Origin of the sequence: Collinsella phocaeensis (assembly GCF_900119895.1) — a bacterium.
GTDB lineage: Bacteria > Actinomycetota > Coriobacteriia > Coriobacteriales > Coriobacteriaceae > Collinsella > Collinsella phocaeensis.
This window is the reverse complement of sequence record NZ_FQLR01000004.1, coordinates 1063162-1080962: the sequence shown is the minus strand read 5'-3', so window position 1 is coordinate 1080962 and position 17801 is coordinate 1063162. Positions and strand designations below refer to the sequence as shown.

The 17801-nt window shown below is 66.7% G+C and carries 15 protein-coding genes and 1 tRNA gene; 1 reads left to right on the top strand and 15 read right to left on the bottom strand.

Translation table 11 applies throughout. The features are described 5' to 3' along the window. Positions 1-71: 71 nt before the first annotated feature. From rpmA to BQ7355_RS06600, 15 genes are all read right to left on the bottom strand, one after another. Positions 72-329, bottom strand: coding sequence for a 50S ribosomal protein L27 (rpmA, locus tag BQ7355_RS06670; protein ID WP_072415481.1), 258 nt, complete (start codon positions 327-329; stop codon positions 72-74). 33 nt (positions 330-362) lie between these two features. Further along, a complete protein-coding gene (gene rplU / locus BQ7355_RS06665) occupies positions 363-722 on the bottom strand; it encodes a 50S ribosomal protein L21 (protein WP_072415480.1) in 360 nt (119 codons plus the stop codon). 98 nt (positions 723-820) lie between these two features. Then, entirely contained in the window at positions 821-1642 is an 822-nt protein-coding gene (locus tag BQ7355_RS06660; RefSeq protein WP_072415479.1) for a TIGR03936 family radical SAM-associated protein, read from the bottom strand. Then, a complete protein-coding gene (locus tag BQ7355_RS06655; protein ID WP_072415478.1) occupies positions 1639-3516 on the bottom strand; it encodes a TIGR03960 family B12-binding radical SAM protein in 1878 nt (625 codons plus the stop codon). Before BQ7355_RS06655 ends, BQ7355_RS06660 begins: the two co-directional genes overlap by 4 nt. A 12-nt stretch (positions 3517-3528) precedes the next feature. Beyond that, on the bottom strand, positions 3529-4419 hold the full coding sequence (locus tag BQ7355_RS06650) for a hypothetical protein (RefSeq protein ID WP_072415477.1): 891 nt from the start codon (positions 4417-4419) through the stop codon (positions 3529-3531). A gap of 20 nt (positions 4420-4439) precedes the next feature. Continuing rightward, positions 4440-5642, bottom strand: a complete 1203-nt coding sequence (locus BQ7355_RS06645) for an FtsW/RodA/SpoVE family cell cycle protein (protein ID WP_072415476.1) — start codon at positions 5640-5642, stop codon at positions 4440-4442. 10 nt (positions 5643-5652) lie between these two features. Beyond that, positions 5653-7716 (bottom strand): penicillin-binding protein 2, encoded by a 2064-nt coding sequence (gene mrdA, locus BQ7355_RS06640; RefSeq protein ID WP_072415475.1) that lies wholly within the window; start codon positions 7714-7716, stop codon positions 5653-5655. 16 nt (positions 7717-7732) lie between these two features. Next, a complete protein-coding gene (mreD, locus tag BQ7355_RS06635) occupies positions 7733-8275 on the bottom strand; it encodes a rod shape-determining protein MreD (protein ID WP_072415474.1) in 543 nt (180 codons plus the stop codon). A 3-nt stretch (positions 8276-8278) separates the two neighbouring features. After that, a complete protein-coding gene (mreC, locus tag BQ7355_RS06630) occupies positions 8279-9178 on the bottom strand; it encodes a rod shape-determining protein MreC (RefSeq protein ID WP_072415473.1) in 900 nt (299 codons plus the stop codon). Positions 9179-9260: 82 nt separating this feature from the next. Continuing rightward, positions 9261-10292, bottom strand: coding sequence for a rod shape-determining protein (gene mreB, locus BQ7355_RS06625; RefSeq protein ID WP_072415472.1), 1032 nt, complete (start codon positions 10290-10292; stop codon positions 9261-9263). Between the two features lie 130 nt (positions 10293-10422). After that, a complete protein-coding gene (locus BQ7355_RS06620; RefSeq protein ID WP_072415471.1) occupies positions 10423-11760 on the bottom strand; it encodes a tetratricopeptide repeat protein in 1338 nt (445 codons plus the stop codon). Then, complete coding sequence (locus BQ7355_RS06615) at positions 11761-12303, bottom strand: peptidylprolyl isomerase (RefSeq protein WP_072415470.1); 543 nt, start codon at positions 12301-12303, stop codon at positions 11761-11763. Between the two features lie 131 nt (positions 12304-12434). Then, the gene (locus BQ7355_RS06610) at positions 12435-13538 is read right to left on the bottom strand and encodes a zinc ribbon domain-containing protein (RefSeq protein WP_072415469.1); all 1104 of its coding nucleotides are present in this window, start codon (positions 13536-13538) and stop codon (positions 12435-12437) included. Between the two features lie 74 nt (positions 13539-13612). After that, the gene (locus tag BQ7355_RS06605; protein ID WP_072415468.1) at positions 13613-16351 is read right to left on the bottom strand and encodes an HAD-IC family P-type ATPase; all 2739 of its coding nucleotides are present in this window, start codon (positions 16349-16351) and stop codon (positions 13613-13615) included. 50 nt (positions 16352-16401) lie between these two features. Further along, positions 16402-16478: transfer RNA gene (locus BQ7355_RS06600), tRNA-Arg, on the bottom strand. Positions 16479-16770: 292 nt separating this feature from the next. Here BQ7355_RS06600 and aroF point away from each other — a divergent pair. Beyond that, the gene (aroF, locus tag BQ7355_RS06595) at positions 16771-17799 is read left to right on the top strand and encodes a 3-deoxy-7-phosphoheptulonate synthase (protein ID WP_072415467.1); all 1029 of its coding nucleotides are present in this window, start codon (positions 16771-16773) and stop codon (positions 17797-17799) included. Positions 17800-17801: the final 2 nt, after the last annotated feature.

Below are 17801 nucleotides of genomic sequence, written 5' to 3'. Positions count from 1 at the left end.
AGAAAGGAGACCCTCAGCAAGCGGCCAAGGGTCTCCCAAAGATGCAAAGATGCGAAAGATGAAGGGTGCGCTTAGGCGTTGGCCAGCGGACGAACGTGCACGCGGTGCTTGACGCCCTTCGTGAACTCGACGGTGCCGTCGACCAGCGCGAAGAGGGTGTCGTCCTTGCCGCGGCCAACATTGTCGCCCGGGTGGATATGGGTGCCGCGCTGACGGACGAGGACGGTGCCGGTGGTCACGGTCTGGCCGGCAAAACGCTTGGTGCCGAGACGCTGACCACGGGAATCGCGGCCGTTACGGGACGAGCCGAGACCTTTTTTGTGTGCCATGAGTGTTACCTACTTTCTTGCAGTTCTCGCGAGTTACTCAGCCGCAGGAGCCTCGGAGGCCGCAGCGGCCTTCTTGGCGCGGGAAGTAGCCTGGACCTTGGTGATCTTCAGACGGGTAAGCTGCTGACGATGACCCTTGAGACGGCTGTAGCGCTTACGCTTGTGGAACTTGAAGACAAGCTGCTTCTCGCCCTTGAACTGCTCGACGATCTCAGCAGTGACCTTAGCCTTTGCAAGCTTGGCAGGATCCGTGATGATCTTCTTGCCGTCGTTGAGGAAGAGAACGGGCAGCTCGACCTTGGTGCCGACCTCGCCCTCGATCTTCTCGACGTTCAGAACATCATCAGTGGCGACCTTATACTGCTTGCCGCCGGTTGAAACGATTGCGTACATTGTTTTGCCCTTCATGCATCAGTTAGTGCAACAGTCGAATATCCTAGCAGCAGAAAAATGCAGCGTCAACAGGAAATATCGACGCAGATTCCACCGCTTCACAAGGACGGCACAGACGAGACCGATTTGGGAGCAGGAGAAGGCTCGTCGGTACGCAGCGGACTCAAGAGGGATCCGTCAGCATCCTCTGCATACTGGGCAGTCCGACAAACAGAATAGCGCGGAATGCGCTCGAAGTCTTGGATTCCTCGAGAAACGATAGGACCTTCAAAATCCGATCCCGCAGGCGCCCACAGGCGGTCGAGCGCCGCGAGCAGGATCTCGGGACGAAGACCCCCCTCGTTGCTTATGCGCGTATCGAGCTCGAGGGCCAGGCGGCCGCGGCTCACCTGCGAGGCGGCGAAGGAGACGAGGTTCCCCGCGAGGTCGAGCTCCTTTTCCTTCTTGCCGCGCATGTACGGAATTCGCCCCTGCTCGAGCAGGCGGGAGACATCGCGCTCGAGGCGGTCCGCGTCGACATCGAGGCGGACCGCAAGGTCTAGATCGATCCGGTACAGTGCCCGCGTGATCTCAGCGGTCAGGGCCGGTGCGCGCACGTCAAGATAGCCGGACGCGATCGGAGCCAGGTCGGCCGGGGAAGATGCTCTCAGGGCATCGAGCGCGGCGGGAGCGGGGACGTAATCGGTCATGAACAGGTCGTAATACTCCGCGTCGGAGGAGGTTCCCACCGGTAGCGCCGACGTGAATCCGACGCGCATGTGCGGAGAGAACCCCTGCGTGACGGCGAACGGAAGGCCGGCTCGCCGGACGATGCGCTCGATCGTGTGGATGAGCTCGAGGTGACCCAGATAGGCGAGCCGCCCGTGCTTGACATAGGACGTGCGCAGCCGGAAGAGCCGCGAAGCCGTGGTCTCGGTCATTTGCGATCACCTACCAGGACGTTCTCGGCGTGCAGGGTCGGGCAGATGCCGCATCCCGTGCACGAGGTTCGGGTGCAGTCGGGCGTGGTCTCGGCCTTCATCGCGCGGCGCCACTCGCGCAGCAGGAAGCCGCGGGACACACCGGGGCTGACGTGCTCCCACGGAAGGCGCGCCTCGAGCTCGAAGGGCGTCTGCGCGACCGCACGCAGGTCGATGCCCTCCTCGCGCGCGGCATCCTCCCAGCGCGCGAGGTCGAACTGCTCGGTCCAGGCATCGAAGCGCGCTCCGCGCCGCCAGGCGCCCATGATGACGCCGGACAGGTCGCGCCCGCCGCGGGAAAGCACGGCCTCGATGAGGGAGGTGTCGGCATCGTGGTAGTGGACGCGCACGGCGCGGTTGCGCACGCTGTGGATGAGCAGCTGCTGCCTGCGCTTGACCTCCTCGTCGGGAGTCTGGGCGCACCACTGGAACGGCGTCGCGGCCTTCGGGATGAACACGGAGACGGAGACGGAGACGGAGATGCCGCCGCGCTGGCCCTTGGGCACGATCTCGCGTGCGAGCTCGTACGTCCTGTCGGCGAGCTCGGCGATGGCGCGGATGTCGTCATCCGTCTCACCGGGAAGGCCCATCATGAAATAGAGCTTGACGCGCCGCCACCCCGCCTCGAAAGCCGCGCGCGTCGCGCGCTCGAGATCGTCCTCGGTCACGTTCTTGTTGATGACGTCGCGCAGCCGCTGGCTGCCCGCCTCGGGCGCGAAGGTGAGGCCGCCCTTTTTCTCTCCCGCCACGGAGAGCGCCATGTCGACGCCGAAGGAATCGAGCCGCTGCGAGGGGATGGACACGCGGGTGCCCGTGTCGGCGAGCCGGCGGTTGAGGCGCGAGAGAATCGGGGCGCAGCAGGAGTGGTCGGTCGTGGAGAGCGACGTGAGCGACACCTCCTCGTAACCCATCTCGGAAAGCCCGCGGGTGACGGCCCCCACGATCTGGTCGGGCGTGCGCTCGCGGACGGGGCGGTACGTCATGCCGGCCTGGCAGAAACGACATCCGCGGGCGCAGCCGCGCAGCACCTCGATCGAAAGGCGGTCGTGGACGAGCTGCGCATAGGGCACGATGCTCTGCGGGACGGGGTCGGTCGCACCGAAGTCCCGCACCACGCGCTTGTAGACGACATCGGGGACGTCCTCCCCCGCCCGGGGAACCGTGAAGCCGTGCTCGGTGCACGGGCCCTCATGGCTGACCTCGTACAGCGCGGGCACGTACGCGCCGCCGACGTGGGCGAGCGCCCGGAGTATGTCGATGCGGGACGCGCCGCTGGCGCGCATGCGCTCGACGCAGCGAGACGCCTCGACGATCTGCTCCTCGCCCTCGCCGATCATGATCGCATCGAAGAAGCAGGCGACGGGCTCGGGGTTGTAGACGGACGGGCCACCGGCGATGACGATGGGATCGTCCTCGGCGCGGTCGGCGGAAAGCAGGGGTATGCCCGCGAGGTCCAGCGCCTCAAGGTAATTGGTCACCGCCATCTCGTGGGGCACGTGAAAGCCCACGATGTCGAACGACGCGACCGGAGCCGCTCCCTCGAGCGACAGCAACGGCACGTGCGCGGCGCGCATGGCGTCGGCCATGTCGATCCAGGGCACATACCCCCGCTCGCAGGAGATGCCCTCCTGCTGGTTGAGAACCGCATAGAGGATGGCGATTCCCTGGTTGGGCAAGCCGACCTCGTAGACGTCTGGATAGATGAGGCAGACGCGGAACGGTGCCGCGGGGTCCGATTTGGTCCCCCATTCGTGATCGATGTAACGACTCGGTTTTTCGACGCGGGCGAGCAGCGGCTCGAGCTCGCTGAAGCGGTCTTCGTAGGCAAGGCGCACGGTGCGTCCTCCTTAGACGGTGGGAACGGGATCGGGGACTGCGATGTCGCGGATGCGCGCGAAGGCGCCGCCGATGAACTCGTTGAGGGGCGCGTAATCGAAGTCCCGTTCATAGAACGCGACGAGCGCTCGGCCGACTCCGAGGGTTCCGGCACCCGCGACGAGCGCCTTGATGGCGAAGGACCATCGAGGGAGCGCGCCGCACGCCGCCCGCGCGGCCGCACGGAACGCGAGGGCGCAGCAGCCGAGCGCGGCGAGCTCGTACGCGCGCTCCGGGCGGATCGGCTTACCGAAGATCGACGCCAACTCGAGCAGCATCCCGGCCTGCACGAGCGTCATGGCGGGAAAGTCGGCCCCGGGAACGAACACGAGGGCCCCGGTGGCCATGTTCGTGAGAGAGGCGGACCTCACGGCACGCGCGGCGGCGGCGATACGCATGAACGGGAATGCCGCGGCGAAGGCGATGCGCTTGTCGCTTCGCGCGACGACCCAGCGCGCGATGCCCTGCAGCATCGCCGTGCGGTCCTGGGATGTGACGAGACCGAGCATGGGGGCATCGCCGCACGCGAAAGGCGCCGCGACCGCGGACTCCGCGACGACCATGCAGGGGACCCCCGCGATGAGCACGGACCTGACAGCGGCCTCAAGCCTGCCCGAGGTTCCCGCCAACACGATGGCAAGATCGGTGTCGGGTTTGATCTCCGGATCCCCGTCGTCAAGGGCGGCGACGCGGACAAGCGCCGTCACGGTTTGCGGCACGAGGGCCTCGCGGAGCCACGCCGCCTGCTGCCGCGAGGCCCCGGCGTCCACGAGCACGGCCACACGGACGGGGGCGGCGCCCTCGTGAAGCGACGAGGCTCCCATCTTGGCGGCCCCGAACAAGGTATCGAACGGAATGCGCACGGCACTCCCCTCCTCTCTGGCTAGGAGGCCTTCGCGCGGCAGCGCCAGATCGACTGGACGATGCCCACGTTGGCCATCTGCATCAACATGGAACTGGAACCGAAGCTGATAAACGGAAGCGGGATGCCGGTGATCGGCATGAGTCCGATGCACATGCCGATGTTCTCGAGAATCTGGAACAACCAGATGCCCACGATGCCGACGGCGACGAGCCGCAGAAACTGCGAATCGGATCGATACGCGATGCGAATCGTCGAGAAGATGAGCAGCGCGTAGAGCGCGAGCAGCACCATGGCGCCGGCGAACCCGAACTCCTCGGACAGCAGGGCGAACACGAAGTCGGTATGCGCCTCGGGCAGAAATCCCTCAGCAGCCTGCGTGGCGGCGCCGATGCCCTTGCCGAAAAAACCCCCGGATCCCACAGCGATCATGGACTGCTGCAGGTTGTACGCGGCGCCGGTCGTGTCCGAGGACGGGTCCAGAAAGACGAGCAGGCGGTTCATCTGGTACTGCTTGATGAGGGTATCGTGCCCGACGATGCTGTCCACCACCGAATCCGCGGCGAGCAGGAGCGCAACGAGGCCGATGAGCACGGCAATGGTCGAAAGGACCCATTCCTTCTTGGGACCGCTCATCATGATGATGAGGGCGCCGGAGCAGAAGACCACAAGGCCGCTGCCCAGGTCGCCCGCCGCGACCACGGCGCAGAACGGGACCGCGAGCATCCCGCACAGCTTCACGTAGTCGCGCACGGAATCGATATGCCCGTTGTACTGGGCCCCGAGGCCGCCCACCAGAAACACGGTCACGATCTTGGCGAGCTCGACCGGCTGGAACGTGAGGTGAATGCCCGGAATCTCGATCCAACCCGTCATGCCCTTGGCGTTATAGGAGAGCCCGGGGATGTACGGGGAGAAGATGATGGCGAGGTCGAGCACGAGGAGGGCCGTGGAGAGTCCGGACAGGCCGCGCCAGTCCCTGCTCCAGCAGAAGAGCGCGAGAATCGCACCCAGGCCGACGCCGAGCAGATGACGGGAGAACGACGCCGCGCTGATCGAAAGCGATGCGGTCCAGATGACGAGCGCACCGTACGCGATCAACGCGACGGACGCGACGAGGACGGGGATGTTCACGACGTTCTTGAAGGACCCGCGGGCTTGGCCGATCCGCTTGTTCACGCGCTCGAGCGCATCGCTCGAGGCGTTCCTTGACTTTGCAGACATGCTCACCCTCCTATCGCGCGCCGTCGCCGGCGGTGTCGCCGGCCGTGTCGGGCTGATCGTAGATGGCCCCCAGCACGTCGCGCACCGCATGGATCGCGCTCGTGGAGCCGAATCCGCCCTGCTCGACCAAGGCGGCGACCACGTACTTGGGATCTTCGGCCGGAGCGTAGGCGACGAACCAGGAGTAGTCGTCCTCGCCGCTCTTCTGGCCCGTTCCCGATTTGCCCTCGACGGTGACGTCGAGGTTGGTGAAGTGCGCGGCCTGGCTTGCGGACTCCTCGTAGATGACGCCGTACAGGCCGCGCTTCACGAGATCGATATCGGATTTCTTTCCGAAGGTGCCTTCAAGCCGCTTGCGCGTCTCGTATGAGGCGGCATCTCCGGTGCCGTCCCTGCCCACGGCGGATAGGAACACATGGGGGACGTACTCGGGACCTCCGTTCGCGATTCCCGCATAGACGCACGCCATCTGCAGCGGCGTCACGAGGATGTCGCCCTGCCCGATGGCGATGTTGCACATGTCTCCGCCGTTCCACGAGCGGTCGGCGTCCTCCCAGTCGGAGAAGAACTCGGACTTCCACTCGGCGTCCGGGACGCGGCCCGCCGCCTCGCTCGGAAGGTCGACGCCCGTAGTCGAGCCGAGCCCCCATCCGCGATACACCTCCTGCAGGCCCTCCGGATTCTTCTCGTCGTAGAAGAACGCCTTGCCGATGTCGTAGAACACCGGGTCGCAGGACATCGTGATGCCCGTCTGGAGGTTCATGGTGCCGTGCCCCGCGTGGTCCCAGCAGTACTTGCCGTTCGCCTCGCCCATCCCGGTCCACCAGCCCGTGCAGACCGTGGTCTGCCCCTCCGTGTACACCCCGTATTTAAGGGCGGCGAGCGCCGAGAGCGGCTTGATGGTGGAGGCGGACATGTATTGGCCCGCGATCGCTCGGTTGATCATGGGGTATCCGCTCTCCTCGCTCGAAAGCGCGGCCCACGCGTCGTTGGAGACGCCTCCGATGAAGACGGACGGATCGAAGACGGGGGCGCTCGCCATGCCCAGGATCTCGCCGTTCGTGACGTCCATGCAGACGCAGGCGCCCTTTTTTGCCTCAGCGTACCCCTGGCTCTGCCCGGCGCTCATGGCGTGGGCGAGGCCGTCCTCGCACGCCTGCTGGATCTTGAGATCGAGCGTGAGCTTGATGTCGCTGCCGGGCTCAGGGGGGACCGAAGACGTCGACCCCGTAACGTTGCCGTAGACGTCGACCTGCACGGTCTGCTCGCCGCGAATGCCCTGCAGGAGGCTTTCGTACTGGATCTCCACGCCGGATTGGCCCACGATGTCGCCTGACTCGTACTGGATCTGTCCGGCGCGCGCGTCGGCGGTGCCCTCCTCAAGCGCCTCGATGCGCGCCTCGAGCTGCTCGGAGGTGATGGTTCCGGTATAGCCGAGGACATGGCCGGCAAGGGTGCCGTAAGGGTACTGGCGCTGCGTTCGCTCGACCACCTGGACGCCGGAGAAATCGCTCGCATGCTCCTGGATGTAGGCGACCGTGGAGCGGCGCACGTCCGTCGCGACCGTATGGAGGCTCTGGGCGCTCTGGTTGTAGTCCTGGATGTTCCGCTTGACGGCGATGTAGGGCATGCCGAGGACGTTGGCGAGGTGCCGGACGAGCACGGCGTCATCGGCGAGGTCGCGATACGCCGCGACCGTGAGCGAGGCGCGATTCGTGACGAGCGGCACCCCGTTGCGGTCGAGGATGCGACCCCGGGGCGCAGGCGTCGTGACCGTGCGCGTCTGATTCTGCCGGGACAGCTCCTCGTAATGGTCAGAAGAGACCATCTGCATGCTCCAGAGCTTCGCGGTGATGGCGGCGAAGACGCCGGCCGCCGCGAAGGCGAGGCCCGTGAACCTTCCCTTCACCGCGACGCCCTGCGTGTTGCCCTCGCCCTCGGTTGCGCGCGGGCGCGTCCCGCCCTGCGTGTCGTAGGTGAATCGACCGGAAGAACCCCGAAGGATCGCGAGCGACGCGAGGATCGCCACGACAAGGATGATGCCGGCGATGATGACTACCAGCTTGGCGTCCAAACCGCCTGCACCCCCTTTACTTCAAACCCTTGAGACGTGACCCGCCGGAACGGGCGGTGAACCCCCGCGTCGGCGCCGAGCCGCCGCCCGCCGCGATGAACGGCAGGCAGGCGAGCGAATCGAGCACGGCGCCGGAAACCCCGTGGCCCAACGCCCACATCAGGTCGGACTGCACGCCGAGCACGTAGAGGAAGACGGCGTAGACGATGTTGACGACGACGACGGAAGCGATGGCGAGGCGCACCCCCTCGACCGTCATGCCGGGGGCCATGCCGTGCGCCATGGTGGCCACGGCGAACGACCCGATGGTCAGGACCAGCGCCATGAGCCCGACGGGGACGGCTGAGGTCAAGTCGAAAAACAGACCGCAGAGAAACCCGCAGACCACGGAGGCGTGCACCTCGCGCGTCAGCGCGAGGGAGACGGCGAGCACCACCATGAAGTTGAACGTCCCCCCGAACAGGGAGATCTGCGGGGCGATTCCCACTTGAAGAAGGCAGGCGACGATCGCCATGGCGGCATACGTGCGCGAAGAGGCGCCTGTTTCGTGCAGTCGCATGGGCTACCCCTCCCCGTTCGCGTCGCTGGAACCATCGTCTTTCGCCGTGGTTTCTCCCGCGGGCGACGAATTCGCGGCTTGGATGTCGGTGTCGCTCGCGGACTGGTCGGTGGTGAGGGAGGTGATCACCAGGACCTCCTCGTTGTTCTCGGCGGACGCCTGAGAGCGAACCGTGATGGTGTAGTACACGTCGTTGGCGCTCTTGTCGACGGAGCTGACGGTCCCGAGGGGAAGGCCCTTGGGGAACACGCCGCCGATACCCGAGGTGATCACGATATCGCCCACCTCGACTACGGCGTCTGCAGGGACGTAGTTGAGGCGAAGCGAGCCGTCGGGCTGGCCTTGGAGCATGCCCTGGGCGCGCGAGGACTGGATCATCGCGGACACCCCGGAGGTCTCGTCGTTCACGAGCAGGACGGTGGAGACGTTGAGGGCGCACTCGACGATCTGACCGATGACCCCGTTCGAGTTGCAAACCGGCATACCGAGCGCGAGGCCGTCGGCCGTTCCCTTGTTGATGGTGACGGTATGGGTCCAAGCGTCCGAAGAGCCGCCGATGATGCGCGCGGCGGTGGACTCGAGGCTGTAGGTGGATTGAAGCCCCAGAAGGTCCTCGAGGCGCTCGGCGGTCTTGGCGGATTCGGAAAGCTCGGCGACGCGCGCGGTAAGCTCCTCGTTCTGCTCGCGCAGCTCGGCAAGGGTCTCCTGGGAGGCCGTGAGGTTGGCGGCCACGTTGCCCAGCGCGTTGAACGGCGCGGCGACGAGGGACCCTGCGAAGCGCGCGGGGCTCGTCGCCGTGGTGACGACGCTGCGCGCGGTGTGCACGGGACCCGCGTCCCCCTCACGAATGTAGAACGTAAGGATCAGGACGGAGACGAGGCTTAAAGCAATCAACGGGCGCATTCCCGTTGATTGCCGCTTGCTATTCAGATGTGCTGATGGGTACTTGCCGTTGCGAGCCAAACGATGGGGTCCTTCCGCTCGATTACGCGTTGCTCTGGACGAAGCCGCCGTCGAACGCGTTGGCCTCGAGAACGCGGGCGCATCCGTTGACGACGTTGTCGAGCGCAGTGGGGCTCACGTTGACCGCGACGCCCGTCTCGTCGCGCAGGCGAACGTCCAGACCGCGCAGCATGGCGCCGCCGCCGGTCAGCAGGATGCCGTAGTACATGAGATCGGAGGCGAGGTCGGGCGGGGTCGCATCGAGCGCCTCCTTCACGGCCTTCGTCATCTCGTCGAGCGGCTTGTTGAGCGCGCGGCGAATCTCCTCGCTCTCGATGCGCACGGTCTTGGGAAGACCGGAGATGACGTCGCGACCGTTGACCTCGACGTCGAGCTCATCCTTGAGCGGGACGGCAGATCCGACCTTGATCTTGATGTCCTCGGCGGTGCGCTCGCCGATCGCGAGGTTGTAGGCATCGCGCACATGCGAGAGAATCGCCTGGTCGAACTCGTCGCCAGCGATACGGATCGACTGCGAGACGACGATACCGCCCATCGCGATGACGGCGACCTCGGTGGTGCCGCCGCCGATATCGACGACCATGGAGCCCGTGGGCTCCTCGACGGGGAGGTCGGCGCCGATCGCCGCCGCCATGGGTTCCTCGATGAGATACGCCTGACGGGCCCCGGCAGAGATGGTCGCCTCGAACACGGCGCGCTTCTCGACGCTCGTCACCCCGGAGGGCACGCAGACGACGACGCGAGGACGCGGGGTCCAGGGATACCGCTTCTCGCTGGCCTTGTCGATGAAGTAGCGAAGCATCGCTTCCGTGACGTCGAAATCGGCGATGACGCCGTCTTTCAGCGGGCGGACGGCGACGATGTTGCCCGGCGTGCGTCCGAGCATGCGCTTCGCGTCGATGCCGACGGCGAGGATGCGTTCATCGTTTTTGTCGATGGCGACCACGGAGGGCTCGCGGATGACGATGCCCTTGCCGCGGACGGACACGAGCGTGTTCGCGGTGCCCAGGTCGATGGCGAGATCGCCGCCGTACTGGCCGAAGAACATGTCCATCAAAGAAAACAAAACCGCTCCAAAGGTTCGTGAATCGAAAGGGGGGCGCGATGGTCGCGCATACGAAGTCTATTGCATCGCGCCCGCGTGGCGAGCCGCGCGGGCGCGGGCGCAGGAAAGCTACATCAGGCTAGGCGGCACTGCCGGCGTCCTGAGGGGTCGTTGCATCGGGCGACGCATCGGATGCGCTGCCTTCGGAGTCGCCCAAATCGATGCTCACGCTCTCGACCGCCCAACCGATATGGTTGGAGGTCCGCGCGAACACGATGTCATACGTCTGGGTGCCGCCCAGGGAAAGCTGGACGGTGACCGTCGCCTCGGAACGGGTCATGCCGCGGTCGAGACCGGAGATCGTGGGCGTCGCGTCGGACGGGATGGACGAGAGGATGAGCGCGCGCGCGTCATCAGACAGGCCGGGCGCCAGGCAGGACGCGGCGGCCTCGTCGTCACCGGCGGTGACGGCGGCGAACAGGCCCTCGACCGCCTGCTGCTGCGAAGGAACGCCCGCGCCGCGGGTGTAGGCGAAGCCGAGTCCGGCGGCGGCGAGAATAAGCACCACGAGGATGGTGATGAACACCTTGAGCCCGGTGTGGCGCTTGCGGCGCCGCGTGCGGGACTCCTTCTTGTCCTGCTGGATCATCTCGTTCTCGGTCAGCGTGAAGAAGCCCGTGTCGGAGGGGTCGGGCATGAAGGCGCCCGACTGCCCCAGCGGGTCGAGGGGATCGACCGCGGCCATTCCGCCCGTGACCGGGGCGGGGGCCATCGAGCCCTGGGCGGCCAGGACGTCCTGGGCCGTCGCGAGAACGGTCGCCTGGTCGGGGGTCAGCTGGTAGATGCCGTCCGCGGTCGCGCGGCCGAAGGCATCGACGGCATCGGCATGGCGGTTGGCCGCCGCGTAGGCGCACCCGAGGCCGGCGTTGATGGAGCGCGGGTCGTCATGCGGACCGACGTAGTCGAGCGCCGTGAGGTAGGATTCGACGGCATCGCCGGGACGGCCCAGGCGCACGAAGCAGTCGCCGAGGCTCGCGAGGGCGGAGGCGGGGGCGGGGTTCGTGCCGTCGATCGCCGCCGCACGGAACGCGACGCCGGCATCGGCGACGTTCCCGAGGGCGAGCAGGGCGTTGCCCAGCCCGAGGTACGCTTTATAAGGCGTCGCGTACGACGTGTCCTGCGCTGCGCGCGAGAACGAGTCGGCCGCGGCCTGGAGGTCGCCGGCGGCGGCATACGCCTTGCCCTGGTTGGTGAGAAGCGCGCCGTATTTTCCGTACGACGGGTCGGCGAGCGCCTGGGCGTACGCCTCGGCCGCCTCGGCGAACATGCCGAGCTTCATGAGCGAGTTGCCTCGGAAGTGATCGGCCTCGCCGCACACCTCGCCGGGCTCCTTGGCCACGTTGAACATCTGGGCCGCGGCCGCGAAATCACCGGCGCGGTACGCCGCGCGCGCGCGATCGAAATACTGTGCGTTCACTTACTGCTCCTTATGGACGATGGAGACGTGCTCGATGACGTCGCCGGCGCGGAGCTCGGAGATGACGTCGAAGCCCTCGACCGTCTGGCCGAAGACCGTGTAGCCGGAATCGAGGTTGTGCTGCGCACCGAGGCAGAAATAGAACTGGGAGCCGGCGGAATCCGGGTTCATGGAGCGCGCCATGGCGAGCGCGCCGTCTTCATGGCTGTTGCGGGGATTGGTGAGGAACTCGCCCTTGATGCAGTAGCCGGGCCCACCGGTGCCGGGACGGCCGTCGGGCCCCATGAGGCCAGCGGCGACATCCGCCGGTTCCATGTCGCGAGTGTTGGGGTCCCCGCCCTGGATGACAAAGCCGGGGACAAAACGGTGGAACTTGAGGCCGTCATAGAAGCCCATGGTCGCGAGCTCGCAGAAGTTTGCGACGTGGATGGGGGCGCCGTCGCCGTCGAGCTCGACGCGGATGGTGCCCTTCGAGGTCTCGATGACCGCGACCTCGTCGCCGGAGACGGAGAACTCGGGCGTGTACAGATCCTGTGGGAACATATGGCAACCCCTTCGATTCAGCAGAAATCAACATCCTGCTTATTCTAGCAAGTTGCGCAGTGGTTCACACGTATCGCATAGGCGAAACGAACGACATGGCGGAAGACGGGGCGCCGCATGCCCGCCGGGCCCTACTTCCGCTCGGGCTCCCACTCAAGGAAGTGCGCGTCGAAGTTGTCGAGGTCGGAACTCCCCGCGCGGCGCATCGGAGCGAGGATCTCGTCCTGATACGGTTTGAGCGACTCCCCGTCGGGAACCGAGAGCGAGACCTCCCAGGAGGCGCAGATCTGATCGACGCGCCCCCGCATCCACTGTGCGAGCTGGATCATATGCTGGATGTCCTCGGCGTACACCGTGTCCTCGGGTGCGCGGAGACCCTCGAGGTCGGCGATGGTCTGATCGATCTGATCGCGCAGCGAGAACGCGGAGGCGGAGCGCTCCGTGCGCTCCTGCAGGCTCTTGGAGAGATAGAAGCCGTTGAAGGAATCGATCACCTCGCCGAAGGCTTCGTCGGCGTCATAGGACTCGATCTGCTGGTAGGCACGGGACAGGGCGGCGTAGACCTCGTCGTCGGTGAGGACGGTCTCCGCCGACTCGGACTCCCCGTCCGTCGAAGCGGGCTCCTCGTCGGCACCGCCCCCATTCGAATCCTCCGCCTGCTGGCGGCTCGGGAAGGCATCGGCGGCGGCGCGATCGAACCACTCGTATGCGCCGGGCATGACGCCCAAGGGATCGCGGACCACGAGATACGCACCCGCGGCGATGAGCAGCACGGCCGCGAGCCCGATGACCAGTCCCTTGCGAGAAGGCTTGTCGGAATGGTACGGATCGTGCGGGGCGGGCTTGGATTCGGAGCGGCCCTTGGGCGAACCGACGGCCTGGGCACGATCGAGCTCGTCGAGGTCCAGTATGTTCGTCTCGCTCGGATCGGCTGCGTCGTCGAGGGCGCGGGCCACCGAGGAAGGTGCGGCCTCCTCGTCGAACGAGGGAGCCGAAAGCCGCGGGAAGCTGGCCGTCTTCCCCGCCGCGAGGTCCGCCGAGGCCGATTCGGTCGAGAGGATGCCGGGGGCCGGCCTGCCGCATTTGGGGCAGGTGCGGTCATGGGAGGACAGACGCGCCCCGCAGCCGTCGCAGAACACGAATTCGCTATATGAGGAGTCGCCCACGAACGCATGGCAATGCGGGCAGAACGTCTCGTTTGCATCGATGGTCTTGAGGCAATGGGGGCAGATCACGACATCCTCGTTTCCTAAGCACCTACCGGTGCGGCTCAATCGCACAAGGCGCGTCTCATCATAGCAAACCGCGCTCAGCTATCGGAGCCCTTCGCGCGGCGGCGATTTTTTTTCATCGACACCTTGATGCCGCCGGGCTCCTTGACCACACGGCGGTACGACCCGCCCCGCGACCCCGTCACGGCGCGCTGCGCCTCGGCGCGGGCGCGGTCAAGGGCCCGCTCGTCGCGCCGGGCGTCAAGCGCCGAGGCGATAGACGCCATCCACCGCCTCGGCGCCGACGCGGACGGGGTGACGCGCTTGGATCCCGCGCGGCCGCTCATGCGCACGCCGCGGCCGAATCCCGTCGCGCGCGCCGTGCGCGCGGGGGCATGGGCGTCGACGCGTCGCGCCAGCAGCAGAAATGCGGTCGTGCCCACGAGTGCGACCGCCGTCGCGACGAGCGCCGAAACCCCGCCGAGCGGGGCGATGGAAAGGAACTCGGGCATGACGAGAACCCCGCCGACGAGACCGCACGCGACGAAGGCGAGCACCGCGATGCGAAGCGGCGTGAAGGGCACGGAGATGCGCGCGATCAGGGCGAAGCCGACGGCGCCCGTGGCGACGACGCACATCGTGGAGAGGTCGGCAGCGGCGAGATGGAGCCGCGCCGCGGCGGCCATGCAGAGCGCGCAGGCGACGAGGACCGCGATGGAGGCGGGACAGGACCGCTTGAGCACGTTCGTCAGGAAGCGGCCCTCCACGCGCGCCCGGTTGGGCTCGAGCGCCAGCACGAAGCTCGGGAACCCGATGCAGAAGAAGTTGATGAGCGTCATCGTGATGGGCTGGAACGGATAGGGCGGAAAGAAGATGCACATGGCCGCGAGCCCCATGGAGAACAGCGTCTTGGTGAGGAACAGGGCGGCGGATCGCTGGAGGTTGTTGATCGAGCGGCGCCCCTCGGCGACGACGGCGGGCATGGACGCGAAGTCGTTGTCGACGAGCACGATCTCGGCGACGTTGCGAGCGGCGTCCGAACCGGCCGCCATGGCGACGGAGCAGTCGGCCTCCTTGAGCGCGAGCACGTCGTTGACGCCGTCGCCCGTCATGGCGACCGTGTGCCCGCGCCTCTTGAGCGCGACCACAAGCTCGCGCTTCTGCTGCGGGGTGACGCGTCCGAAGACGTGGTAACGGCCCGCGGCGGCATCGATCTTAGAGGGGGTGTCGAGCGTCGTGGCGTCCACGTAGGCACCGGCTCCCGGGATGCCCACGACGCGCGCGATCGAGGACACGGTGCGCGGGTCGTCGCCCGAGATGACGTTCAGGGTGACGCCCTGCTCCCTGAAGAACCCGATGGTCTCCGCCGCGCTGGCCCGGATTTCGTCCCGAATGGTGACGAAGCCCAAGGGACGCGGCACGCCGAGGATGTCGCCCTCGGGCGTGAATCCGTCCACCTCCGCCGCGACGAGCACGCGGCAGGTGTCGGCGAGCTCCGCGACGCGCTGCTCGTACTCGGCGAAGACCTCGGGCGTGAGGACGAACTGCGCCGCGCCCATGACGAAGGAGCCGTGCTCCGTCTCGGCCCCGCTCCACTTCTTATCAGACGAGAACGGGATGGCGCGCACGATGCGGCCCTCCCCCGCCGGGGATCCCTCGTAGTGGGCGAGCAGCGCCTTGCAGGTCTCGTTCGCATCGCCCGCCGTGGCACGCGCGATGCCCGCGAGGGCGAGGTCGAGCGCCGCCACGTCGGACGCCACGCCGCAACGGGCCTCGCCCTCGCCGCCGGAGAGCGCGATGGGATACGTCCCCTCGACCTCCATGCGGCCCGAGGTGATCGTGCCGGTCTTGTCGAGGCACAGCACGTCGACGCGAGCGAGCGTCTCGATGCAGTACAGCTGCTGGGCGAGCACCTTGCGGCGAGCGAGGCGAATCGTCGCGATGGCGAGGACCGATGAGGTGAGCAGGACGAGCCCCTGGGGGATCATGCCCAGCAGGGCCCCCACCGTGGAAAGCGTCGCGGCGCGGACCTGCTCCCAGGCCGCATGCCCGCCGAGCAGCCACGCCGCGACCGAGGCGCCGCCGCCTTCGCCGGCGGCCCAGGCGGCATACCCCTCATGGACGCTGGAGGCGAACAGCGCGAGCCCGAGGGGCAGCATGATGATGCTGGCGAAGCGCACGATCGCGTTCAGCGCCTCCATGATCTCGGAATTGACCTTCTTGACGTATTTGGCCTCCTTGTTGATGCGGGCGACGTAGTTGTCGGCGCCGACGCGCCGCACGCGGGCGAGCACCGTGCCGGAGTCGATGAAGCTCCCGCTCATGAGCTCGCTGCCGGGGCGCTTGCGGATGAGGTCGCTCTCGCCGGTCAGCAGGCTCTCGTTGACCTGGGCCTCGCCGTCCACGACGACGGAGTCGGCGGGAACCTGGTCGCCGCGGCCGAGCCGCACGATGTCGTCGAGGACGATCTGGTCGAGGTCGAGCTCCACCGGCGCGCCGTCGCGAAGGACCTGCGCGCGCTTGGAGGTGAGCAGCGTGAGCTTGTCGACCATGCGTTTAGAGCGCAGCGCCTGCACGATGCCGATGCCCGTGTTGAGCACGACGATCCCCAGGAAGGTGAGGTTCTTGATCGACCCGGTGAAGACGACGAGGACGGCCAGCACGAGGTTGATGAGGTTGAAAAGGGTGCAGGTGTTCTCGATCACGAGCTCGCGGACGGATTTGGTCTTGAGCTCGGTGTTGATGTTGATCTTGCCCTCGGCGATACGCTGCTCGACCTCTGCCGTCGTCAGGCCGTCAAGGTTCACGGGGACCGGACTGTCGAATTCCGACGCCATGGATACCTCCATATGAAAAAAGCCCCGTTCAGGGGCTTAAATGGAACGAGTGGTGCGCCATATAGGGTTCGAACCTACGGCCTTCTGCTCCGGAGGCAGACGCTCTAATCCACTGAGCTAATGGCGCGCAGCGGTACCGATTATACCCAACGCGGCCGGCTGTCGGTCGATCAATTTGAATCTCATAGAAACGCGAAACGGCGCGCAATCCCGCCGGGGCGACCGGACCGCCTCGCCGGTCAGCACGCTCACGGCGAGATGGGCGCGGCGGCGAACAAGAAGGGCGGGGACGGACGCCGCTCGAAGGAGGCCCATCGAGAGAGCCGTATTGTTAATGTTGCGAGAGCGCCCGGGCCGTCTCCGCGATGGTATACACTTCATGCACCCAAGCATTCGATCGAGCGAACCGAGGAGCGGATATGATCGCCATCCTGCGCAAGAGCGCGCCCCGCGAGGCCGTGGAGAGCCTGATCTCCTGGATCCAGGACAAGGGCCTCGAGACCCATGTGAGCCACGGCGAGAACGAGACCATCATCGGGCTGGTCGGCGACACCACGCGGATCGACCCGTTCCTCCTCGAATCGATGGATATCGTCGAACGGGTCCAGCGCGTCTCCGAGCCCTTCAAGAAGGCAAACCGGAAGTTCCACCCGGCCGACACGGTCGTCGACTGCGGCCATGGCGTCAAGATCGGCGGAGGGCACTTCCAGGTCATCGCGGGTCCCTGCTCCGTCGAGGGCGACAACCTCGTCCGCATCGCCCGCCGCGTGCGCGCCGCGGGCGCCACGATGCTGCGCGGCGGCGCGTACAAGCCACGCGCCTCGCCGTACGCCTACCAGGGCATGGGTCCGGAGGGACTGTCGCTGCTGCGCGAGGCGGCCGACGAACTCGATATGCCCATCGTCACCGAGATCATGGACCCGCGCGACGTCCAGACGTTCATCGACCACCGCATCGAGGTGATGCAGGTCGGAGCACGCAACGCCCAGAACTTCCCCCTGCTCAAAGAGGTCGGAAGGACGCGCACCCCGGTCCTGCTCAAGCGCGGCATGTCCGGCACGATCGACGAGCTTCTGATGGCGGCCGAGTACATCATGAGCGAGGGCAACGACAACGTCATCCTGTGCGAGCGCGGCATACGCACCTTCGAGACGCGCACGCGCAACACCTTCGACCTCAACGCGGTCCCCGTCCTGCACTACCTCAGCCACCTCCCCGTCGTGGCCGATCCCAGCCACGCGACCGGCTACACCCGGTATGTCGAGCCCATGGCGCTCGCCGCGTGCGCGGCCGGGGCCGACGGCCTGGAGATCGAGGTGCACGACGACCCGGAGCACGCATGGTCCGATGGCGCCCAGGCACTCACGCCCGACCAGTTCGACCGCACGATGGAGCGCATCCGCGCCATCCGATCCGTCGTCGCCCCATCCGGCGACGACCGCGCGTAGGG